Source organism: Cognatishimia sp. F0-27 (assembly GCF_020667845.1).
In the GTDB taxonomy this organism is placed as follows: domain Bacteria; phylum Pseudomonadota; class Alphaproteobacteria; order Rhodobacterales; family Rhodobacteraceae; genus JAFMPQ01.
The window spans coordinates 1-10,002 of the sequence record NZ_JAFMPQ010000063.1; the positions used below are offsets into that span (position 1 = coordinate 1).

Consider the following 10,002-nt stretch of genomic DNA (forward strand, 5'->3'; position numbering starts at 1 on the left):
TCGCTGAACCGTAATCTCTTCATTCTGTCCGTCTCCTTCGTTGGGACGGACTCTACCTCAAAATGGAGGAGGAAACGGGTCTCAGGTCAGCGGCTACAGGATCTCGACTGCAACAATCTGCTTTCATCTGCCAGAGACCGGCGGTAACGCGCCAGCGCGCTGCTGCACAAATACGCCAACGGCAGTGCAAGCTCGTGTCCGTCACCGCGGTGGTCTCAATATTAGTCGGCCAAGTATAACGAGCGCTTGGCAAAGGCGAAGATCGCCGCGTCGGTCCGCGGCGTCGGCGACAGTTTTGACAACGCTCTGGCAGAAACCATCAATGGGCTGTTCAAGGCAGAAGTTATTCACCGACGTGGCCCATGGCTCAGCTTGGGGACCGTCGGAAATGCCGCCCTCGAAAGGATGGATTGGTTCAACAAACGCAACCTGCTGGAACCCGTCGGGAATATCCCGCCAGGAGGGTCCGAGGCAGACTTCTATGCAGTTCTGAATAGATCCGACGTGGCCGCGTAACTAAGACAAATCAGCCTCTGGCAAACCCGGCGCAGTTCAACTCGCCTTTGACCCTTTCGCCGATGTCGGCACAAATCGCAGCTTTACAACCCGGACAAACGGTGTGCGACTTCCAAGAATACGCGACGTTCGGTTGGCTGAATAGATCAATCCATTTTTCACCGACCTGAACCTTGCAACATACGGAACATCGGTGATCAGAGGCCTCGCTATTCAAAGGACGTACGCGCGGTTGATCCGCAATCAAGGACCAGGAAAGAAGCTGGTGATGCACGCGAATACCGCCGTGCAGTAGTGGTGCAACGTGCATTCTAAACAGACGCTTTTCAACTTGGCTGTCGCAACGGTATGTGGTGATGCAAGGTCTCTGCTTGCTGCGGACCGAGAATAAGACAGCATTCAGAACGCTAGCGGTGTCGAAGCCCTCCACAAAATCAAAGAGTATGCCGCCGATTACGTTTTGGGCAACTGCAGATTGCCCTCCATTTTCACACGCAAACGCGTCCCAATTGCCGCCTACAGACATGATACGATTAGACCGATCAACAGTGTATGATGTATCCATGGTATCCTCCTTTGTGCCTGATGGCCTACGATGAGCCCGGAATATCGTAGCTTAATCCATGTTAACAGAAGCTTAACCCGTGTTCAGAGTGGAACGGCGTGCAAAATTGCCCCTTGTTACGGGGTGATAGGCGTTCCCAAATGCACCCCCCTACGATTGTGTTCAGAAGCTTCCTCGAAAGCATGACGGAGCAGTCAGGGGATTTTGGTCTTGGAGACGATGGCCAAGACGCCAAGTTGGCCGTCGGTTCCGCGTGCTGAACGTCATCGATGACTTCAGCCGGGAATGCTTGGCAGCCGTCGTTGACACATCCATCGGCGGCGCGCGTGTCGTCTGCGAGCTGGACCGGATCGCTAAGTTCCGTGGCTATCCCTGCATGGTGGTCTCGGACAACGTCCTATGTCGGGAAATTTCGGCTGTTTATGTCAGCAGGTCGATTGGCATCCGGTAACCGGATACCTTGATAAAGTTGCCCAGACGGGCTCTGCCGTCAAGAAATGATCTCTTCCATAGCAAACACAGGGTACGCGCGATGGCGGCCCTAACCGTCCTCAATACGAGATCCCAAATCCCAAGCAGAAGGCCCAAACATTATCTACGAGGTCAGATATCTGCCTCCACGGCTCAGTCAGAGAGAGGTCCTTCCGCCTGGACTCACCCCCTCAAAGAAGGGGCGATAGGGTTCGCCGTGTTTGACCACGGCGTGTACGGTGCGCGCCATCTTGGCCGCGATTGCCCCTAAGCCTTGCGACGCAGATGGGCGTTGTGTCGGTCCTTCGAGATGTAGCGTTCGAACTTGTCCCGGAAGCTGTTGGTCCGCTTCAGCACGGCGGTCTGTCCTGCCATCCAGAGCGTGCGCCGCAGCCGGGCATTGCCGTACTTCGAGATGCGGCTCTGACCGCGGAACATGCCGGACTGCACGGTGGCGAGATCCATGCCGCAGAACTTCAGGAACTGCCGATGATGCTGAAACCGACGCAAGTCACCGGCCTCGGCCAGGATGGTCATGGCGTTGATCGGGCCGATGCCGGGAATGCTCGTCAGCAGCTGATAGTCGGGCAGGTCCGCCAGCAACTCGACGGCTCGCGCTTCGATCACATCTCGTTGTCGGATCAGGCTGCAGCCCTCTGCAAGAACAAGGCGGAACATGCGGACCGCGTCGGAATCCGGGTGGATTGGAAGACCAACCGAACTAACGGCCGTCGCATAAACATCTGAAAGCAATTGTTCTTTGGACACCTTCCGACCAACGACCTCCCAGGCATTAGCAATGAAGGCTTCCCGGCCGATGGCCGAGATCATGTGTGGCGATGGGTACTTCTCAAGGAAGGCAAGAAACCAGTCGGTGCGCGAACTTCGGTGAAAGCGCTCGGCCTCGGGAAAGTACAGTGGCAGGTAATGCGTCAGGATGCGGTGCCACAGCTCGGTCTTCGAGCGTGAGACGATCTCGTGGTTCTTTGATAGTTCTTGGATGTCGGCCGTGCCCGCCGCCAGCGGGTCGTGAAAGAATTGCACAGCGCCGATCTCCAGCATGTGCAAGATGACCTGTGCGTCCTTGGGGTCGTTCTTATCCCAACTGTTGTGCAACGCTTCACGCGTGCGAGCCAGGCCGACGGAGGGGACAAGCTTCAGGTCGAACCCGGCATGGCCGAGATGATGCACCAACGTGCGGTGATAGTTGCCGGTCGCCTCGAACCCGATCCGAACCGGCAAGTTGTAGCTGGAGAGGACTGCGGACAGGCGCTGAAAGTCTTCCAGTGTATTCATAATCGTCAAGCGGCGGCGGCGTGTCTTGTCTGGGATGCCGATCAGCACCGCGTGGCGATGCTTGGAAATGTCGATGGCGACCAGCAAGGTCGGCGCGATAGAATGGGTGGCGGTCATAGCCGGTCTCCTCAGCGGTGTGGTCGTGCAAAACCACTGTTGAGACCTGAGACACGGTTATGGCCACACGCTGCGCTATTTGGGGGCTGCGCGCGCGGCCATAACCTCAAAACAGCGCTTCTTCCCGACGTGCTATGGCCCCGAGCTGACGTCCAACGCGATGCTCAAACAGCAGGAGGACCGCAAAGTTGGATGGCACTGCATCGCACCCGGAAAACCCATGCAGAATGGTCTGGTCGAAAGCTTCAACGGACGGATGCGTGAGGAGTGCCTCAACGAACATTTGTTCCCGTCATTGCGCCATGCCTGCCGCATGATTGCGGCATGGCGCGCCGACTATGGCGTGCCCCCATTAGGTGGTGCGGTTTAAGTGTTGGTGCTTCGTGGGCCTTTGTTCCAATGGCACGATGTTTACTGGCGCACTGGGCTACCGCCCACCTGCGCCGCAACGCATCGTTCCAATAGACCACAGGCCGACGATGCACTAACAATCAAACCGGACCACCCGATGGGGGCACGCCTCCGACGTCTACCGCGGGCGCGGCGCGAAGATCCTGAAAATGAGAGAGGAGATCAAGGAACAGACATTCCGAAAACGCCGCTTGCAGCACCAAGCCGCTGCCGCCTAAACTCAAACAGAAATCGGACCTGAGCCTCCGATACAAAGCGGCCCAATAAGTCAGAAAAACTCTGACGACGGACAGTCGGCAAACCGCATAAAATCATCATCACTGCGGTCGCCAGAAAGCTGGTGATAATCGCGAACGCGCTATGTAAAAACCGCCAAAAATGGGCCGACTTGGCCACCTGACAGATTCAGTTACTAAGGGCGTGTGGTGGTTAGTGGACAGGGTGCCGGGTTCCCTGCATGTTGATCCGCAAGACAGAAGCCTGACGGTAGAGGAGGGTATTGAAGGTGCTTGAACGCACGATAAAGTCGATTTGCTCATTCTTCATGGTGATCTGGTGCGTGCCAGCGCTAGCAGGGGACGGAACAGCGGAAGACCCACTGGTGTTCGGCATTGTTCCAGCAAGGAGCCCGGAGCGCGTGCTGTCGGACTTCGGTCCTTTGGTTGAGGCGATGGAAAGGGATCTCGGGGTCGTCGCTCGAATTCGTGGTGCACCTGACTATGAGACGTTTATACGGCGCGTCTTCGAGGGAGATGCTTATGACCTTATCCTGACTGGCGGTGACATAGTTCAATTTATTCGCGAGCGAGACCTTTATCGGCCGATAGTGCAAATGGATGGTCCAGGAATCTTCGCCGTGATAGCGGTCGACTCACGCAGTTCCTACTATGAGTTGGAAGACCTTCGGGGGCGGGCGAGAGTTGCGACGGCGGATTTGCTGGCGTATTCGACCGGACTGGGGTTTCGACGTTTGGCGGAAGCTGGGATTGACCCCAGTACAGACATTGAGGTGGTGTATGTGCCAAGCCAGAGTGCAGCCTTGGCGACGATCGTCCGAGGTCAGGTCGATGCCTCCATAATCATGTCACCGATCGTCCGCTCCGCACCTCGGCAAATGCGCGACAGCATTCGGATAATCGCTGAAACGGAAAGGGCTCCTCCGCCCGCAATCAGCGTGTCGACCGGCATGGATTCTGACCTCGCCGATAGGATACTTCAGTTTTTCATTGAGTTCATGGATAGAGAAGAGAGCGTCGATGTGTTCCAAAGTATGGGGTGGCCCGGCCTCGCGCCGGTAAGACTGGACAAATATGATGCTTTGGACTGGGCGGCAGAGTCTATGGCTGACAGATTGAGGGCTCTGGAAAACTGAATGCTGAGATCACTCCGTTTCCAATTTGGCTTCGCTCTCGTGGTCGTCCAAATCGTTTTGCTGACCATCATCGTTTGGAACGGCACCAGCAACTTTCGACACAGCTACGAACATCGCCTTCATGACATGGCTGTAAATCTAGCAGCGCAAGTTGCTGCGACGTCAGCCAGGTTTCTATTCGAGCTGGATTACGCGCGACTCGATGAATACTTGCAACGATCAATGTCGTACGAAGAACTTCTGTTCGTAGCGATCTACGACGCAGATGGACTGCTGGCCGCTAGTCAGGGCCCAGTCTCAGCTACAGGCACTTTCTCCGAGGTCACCGATGCTCACGGCTCACAAAACGGTGTCCTGATCGTTTCGGAGGAAGTGAGAAGCAATGGAGAGGCACTTGGCCTTGCAGTTCTTGGTTTCTCGCAGGAAATGATGGAGGGGTCTCTAGCAGAAGCGAGGCGTCAATCGCTTTTGTTGGCAGCAATGCTGGTTGGCATCACTGTTTTCGTGGCTTTCTGGCTGGGGCGCACACTCACTCGCGACCTTTCCACGGTTTCAACTGCGGTTGCCCAGTACGGTATGGGCAAAAGTGAATTTGCGAGGATCGATGCAAAGTCCAATGAGGTCCAATCTGTCGTCGAGGCTCTGAACAAGATGGCATTAGTTCGTGAAGAGGCCCTGGAGGAGCTTCGCTCAAGCAATGAGCGGTTACTTCAGGCACAGAAGATGGAGTCCATAGGACAGCTGACCGGTGGTGTTGCCCACGATTTCAACAACCTACTTGCCGTTATTCTCGGCAATCTCGAATTGGTCGACGAATCCGAGGATCCCACGGAGATCAAAGGTTTTATCGAGGCCGCAAAGTCGGCGACCCATCGAGGCGCTGATCTGACGAAGAGCCTTTTGAGTTTTGCCCGCCAAGCATCGCTTGAACCGGCAGTCTTCGACATAAATCAGATGGTTAGAGAGACAAAGAGTTGGTCGTCACGAGTAATCCCTGAGAACATCGACGTGGAGATTTCGCTGTTGGCGGGACTCTGGCGGGCCACAGCTGATCCAAGTCTCACCCAAAATGCCCTGCTGAACCTAATCCTGAACGCAAAAGACGCGATGCCCCTGGGCGGTAAGATGACGATTGAGACCTCCAACGTGCGCATTGATGATGAATACAATGAGCTCCGCGGTGAAGATGTTGAACCCGGGCGTTACGTGATGCTTGCCGTCAGCGATACCGGCGAAGGCATCTCAAAAGATAACATAGCTCAGATCTTTGATCCGTTCTTCACAACGAAACCTGTCGGGATGGGTTCTGGTTTGGGATTATCGATGGTCCAAGGCTTCCTGAAGCAATCCGGGGGGACAGTTCGCGTCTACTCCGAAGAGGGTGTGGGAACGACTTTCAAGCTCTATTTCAAGGCGGTCAACAAGAAAAAGGGTGAAACTCATCGGAAGAATGCTGACGCTCAATCCGCAGTTGGAATCTCCGCACGGGTTTTCGTCGTCGAAGACGAGGAATCAGTTTTGGAAGTGATCACCACAACGCTGAAAAAGGCTGGCTATGAGATTGCCTCAGCGCGTTCTGGCGACGAGGCACTCCGAACCTGGGATGACGACCCGAATTTTGACCTATTAGTCACCGACATTGTTATGCCCGGCGACCTGCAGGGGACGCACCTAGCTCGCACCTTGCGCAGCCGCTACCCCCAACTGCCGGTAGTGTTCATGTCTGGCTATTCAAGTGAGGCAACTGTGCATGGCAATGGTCTGCGCCCGCAGGACATACGATTGATGAAACCAGTGCGGCGCGCCGACCTGCTTGCAGCGATACGAAAAGCGCTCGAGGCTAGGGGCAGGGTGCATTGATTTCTGTTGCGCTGCGTGGGTCGCGCTTCAGAAAACGGAGCGGTGACGTGGTAATCTGCCGACGAACTCTGGGGGGCTCATTCGCTGTTTTGCAAACTTGTGGCTGACAAGATCAGGCATCCTCCGGCAGGCGCGGCGCTCAAGTACACCAAGCGCCTGCCGCACATGGTCGATGCACTTGCGGCGACGTGAAGAGCTTAGAAGTTTCCCTTTTGCCGTCTCGGTCAGGATCAGCTTGTCCAAGGTGAGATCGGACACCGCGCGCCGCAGCCGTTGGTTCTCTTTCTCAAGCTCTTTCAGCCGGACAAGCTGCGATCGCTGCATCCGGCCATAAAGCTTACGCCATCGATAAAATGTCTGCTGGGTCACGCCGATCTGGCGCACCGCCTGGGCAGTCATGCGCCTTGCCCTTGCAACACCTCGACCTGCCGAAGCTTCGATACAGTCTCTTGCGGCTTTTCTCGTTTTCCAGCCAACGCTGATCCTCCAATTGCGGGACAAACCTATCCCAGTTGGTGGACCACTTTCAGGAGGCTATTCCAAAGCGACCCAACGAAGCTATTGCGTTCACGTTCAACGACATCCTGCAAGTATGCCAGAACACGCGAGCTCAACCTATTGCCGCGTCCACCTTACTCGCTTAGCTTCGAGCGAAAGATCAGAGTTTGACGCTCGGCAACAAAACTACAATACACTCCGCCGATTAACCGGATGGTAACCAAGCCAGCGCAAACTCTTACCGCAACCTAGAGGGGTCACATACACATGTTCAAAGTCCTTTTGGTCGAAGACGATGCACCTGTGAGGGAAGTCCTAAAAAAGCTTTTGGAACGAGAGGGAATCACCGTAATCACTGCATCAAATGGATATGAGGCCGTCAAGTTGATCCAGACTGGAGGCGGTATGCAGGTTGCCATTCTTGATCGTGTTCTACCAGGGGAGTTGGATGGGACCGAGCTTGTCCGCGCTTTGCGCGATCTATGCCCAGAGCTAGGTATTGTCCAAATGTCAGGTTACCCGAGAGCAAAAAAATCGGGAGAAAAAAGCGAAATCCATGATATGCATCTCACCAAGCCGGTGCGACGACAAGACTTGATAGACGCCGTGACTTACGCTATTCAAGCGCACTCAATTCACAAACGAGCCTGTGCTTAGAGTTACTTTAAGCTAGTCTAAAAATGCCGAACTAGCATCTGTTACTCACTGTGAGACTACGCAAATCTCTCTGTGCAGAAAGTCTTGAAACCTCTTAGCATATTACTTCTCAGGCAGCTGCGTCTTGTCGTAATGACGTCGCCACTTGGCTTCGCGCTAGGCTGTCAACGACATGATCAATCAAATCCTGAGCTTCGTCGTGATCCTCAGATAATTCTTGTACACCTAAAAGAATGGGTGAATCAGCTAGCCAAGTATCGTAGATACCACTTGGTTTGAATATTACGAGCGGAATACCAAATAGTTCGCGCCTAGCATTAAAGTACTGCAAAATCTGCCGGTACAACGCATCATCGAAATTATTACTTATTATGATCGCGTCAGGGAAATCGCTTCCGGTAATTCGAAAAAGACTTTGTGAGGCCTCAAAGAACGAAGGAAAGCCGATAGGCAACGGAGCTTGGGGCGCCTCCTCAACCATTCGTGAGAGGCGCGTACGACGGATTTCGTTTCCTTCGACGAGGAAGAATCTTGGTTTCTTGCAAGTCACTGCTCAACTCAGTTTTTAGTTTTTTGTAACTTATGGTTAAATGGGATTTATTAAATTTTGGTAAATTAAAAATTGATCGCAGCTGGAGAACACCCAACACTTGACCCTTTCCCTGTATCCGGGCTGCCGCGAACCGATAATTGGCATGGGCTTCTCCGGGGAGATCACACTCGACAACAGACCGGCAGGTACCTGCAAAGCCATTTTCGACTGATGAGAGCGGACAGACGTGCGTACGCGCTTCAATGAATCCGGCAAGACCATGCCGAAAGCCTTCGTGGAGAGCTTGGTTTATTGATGACCGCCTGCAGGACGAATGCCTGAGACTCCAGTGCTTCGGATCCCGTCGTCCGTTGCGCCCGAACCAATTGCGCTCAAAGTTGACGACCATGTCTGTGAAACAGTCGGCAAATGGCGCAGCCACTACAACACTAGCAACTGTATTTCTCAGGCTGCCAGACGGGTCCACTTGTGACGTGATCTGCAAAGCGCATTCGCTATTAAGACAAGTTTTCTGGCGACGGCGGTTATGACCACTTTATGGGGTTTTCCAGCAGCGCGCAGGCGATCTGCGAAGGTTTTGAGAACTGGATTGTGGTGGCTGGCGACGAGAGCGGCTTGGAATAGAACATGGCGCAATAGCCGTCTCCCTCCGCCAATGGCACGCTTCCCACGAAGGGCACCGCTGTCATGCGCGATAGGTGCAAGACCCGTAAGCGCGGCGGCTTGTTCGCCCGAGAGGTGACCCAGCTCGGGCATCTCAGCAATCAACATGGTGCTGACGACCGGACCGATCCCAGGAACCGAACGCAGGATTTCGGCGGTAGAAGCCAAATCGTCATCCGAGACGATGGACTGTTCAATCCGCTCCTCCAGCTCTGCAATCTGACGATTTAGTAGGGCTTTGAGGTCGCCATCCATCGACGCGAACGTACCCGCCGAGCCAGGCTCCTCGTGGGCCTTGATTTGCGCAAGGAGGCGGTTGCGTGTCTCGAAAAGCTGCCCACGCTTTGAGGTCAATGCCCTGAGAAGGCGCAGCTTTTCATGTGGCAGGCTTCGTCCCGCCTCAGGACGGAGAGCCATGAACCGCGCAATGAGCTCCGCGTCAATCCTGTCTGTCTTGGCGCGTGTGCCTAGGCTGGCCGCAAATGCCTTAATTTGAGCGGGAGGCAATTGCCGCGTCGCGACCGCGGCAGCGTCAAGGGCTGCCCACAGTCGCCATTCCTGACCTCCGGTCGCTTCGAAGCAAACCAATGCGTCGACCGGTCGAGCCAGATGAATGAGCTGCTCATGCCCCTTCTCCGTGTTTGGGAATCGCAGCCGCTTGCCATTCGGCAGGCAATGCATGTCCAGCTAGTCGCGGTTGATATCTATGCCGATGATCCGTGCCCGTGATACCATGTTCATACTCTCTTCCTTCTGCTCCGCGGTCCTGACCGGCCGCATTCAACTGTTCGAGACGAGGAAGAGGGACGGTGCTTGCTCGCTAGGAAACGTGGTCAAACCCACAAGGCTCAGACGCCAAACAGCGCCCCGTCAGCGACCTTGGCTAAGGTCGCTGACGGGGTAAGATTAGTAAAGGCGAGATACAGAAGGCTCAGGACCCATTGATTTCTGTTGAACGATATGATTCAGCGTTCGAAAACGAGCGGTAAACATGTCTGATCTTTTCTGGCTGAGCGACGCGCA

Annotated in this window: 6 protein-coding genes and 5 pseudogenes; 6 read left to right on the forward strand and 5 right to left on the reverse strand. The window is 54.8% G+C overall.

The genetic code is table 11. The features are described 5' to 3' along the window. Positions 1-225 precede the first annotated feature (225 nt). Positions 226-516: pseudogene (locus tag J1C49_RS20855) on the forward strand (IS3 family transposase); the annotation flags it as partial. Between the two features lie 10 nt (positions 517-526). Here J1C49_RS20855 and J1C49_RS20860 read toward each other — a convergent pair. After that, complete coding sequence (locus tag J1C49_RS20860) at positions 527-1,081, reverse strand: hypothetical protein (RefSeq protein ID WP_227447769.1); 555 nt, start codon at positions 1,079-1,081, stop codon at positions 527-529. A gap of 238 nt (positions 1,082-1,319) precedes the next feature. On the opposite strand from J1C49_RS20860, the pseudogene J1C49_RS20865 reads away from it, so the two are divergent. Beyond that, positions 1,320-1,475: pseudogene (locus tag J1C49_RS20865) on the forward strand (DDE-type integrase/transposase/recombinase); the annotation flags it as partial. Positions 1,476-1,709: 234 nt separating this feature from the next. On the opposite strand, the pseudogene J1C49_RS20870 reads toward J1C49_RS20865, so the two are convergent. Next, positions 1,710-2,965: pseudogene (locus J1C49_RS20870) on the reverse strand (IS110 family transposase). Between the two features lie 136 nt (positions 2,966-3,101). Between J1C49_RS20870 and J1C49_RS20875 the strand changes: the two are divergent. The 3 genes and pseudogenes from J1C49_RS20875 to J1C49_RS20885 form a co-directional block, all read left to right on the forward strand. Further along, positions 3,102-3,305: pseudogene (locus J1C49_RS20875) on the forward strand (transposase); the annotation flags it as partial. Positions 3,306-3,881: 576 nt separating this feature from the next. After that, a complete protein-coding gene (locus J1C49_RS20880; protein ID WP_227447774.1) occupies positions 3,882-4,748 on the forward strand; it encodes a phosphate/phosphite/phosphonate ABC transporter substrate-binding protein in 867 nt (288 codons plus the stop codon). Continuing rightward, entirely contained in the window at positions 4,749-6,608 is a 1,860-nt protein-coding gene (locus tag J1C49_RS20885) for an ATP-binding protein (RefSeq protein WP_227447770.1), read from the forward strand. A gap of 123 nt (positions 6,609-6,731) precedes the next feature. Here J1C49_RS20885 and J1C49_RS20890 read toward each other — a convergent pair. Further along, positions 6,732-7,084 (reverse strand): annotated as a pseudogene (locus J1C49_RS20890) (transposase); the annotation flags it as partial. 289 nt (positions 7,085-7,373) lie between these two features. On the opposite strand from J1C49_RS20890, the gene J1C49_RS20895 reads away from it, so the two are divergent. Next, positions 7,374-7,763, forward strand: coding sequence for a response regulator (locus J1C49_RS20895; protein WP_227447771.1), 390 nt, complete (start codon positions 7,374-7,376; stop codon positions 7,761-7,763). Positions 7,764-7,872: 109 nt separating this feature from the next. On the opposite strand, the gene J1C49_RS20900 is transcribed toward J1C49_RS20895, so the two are convergent. Together J1C49_RS20900 and J1C49_RS20905 are read right to left on the reverse strand one after the other, a co-directional pair. Next, entirely contained in the window at positions 7,873-8,313 is a 441-nt protein-coding gene (locus tag J1C49_RS20900; protein WP_227447772.1) for a hypothetical protein, read from the reverse strand. A 447-nt stretch (positions 8,314-8,760) separates the two neighbouring features. Then, the gene (locus J1C49_RS20905; protein ID WP_227447773.1) at positions 8,761-9,660 is read right to left on the reverse strand and encodes an IS110 family transposase; all 900 of its coding nucleotides are present in this window, start codon (positions 9,658-9,660) and stop codon (positions 8,761-8,763) included. Between the last annotated feature and the right edge of the window lie 342 nt (positions 9,661-10,002).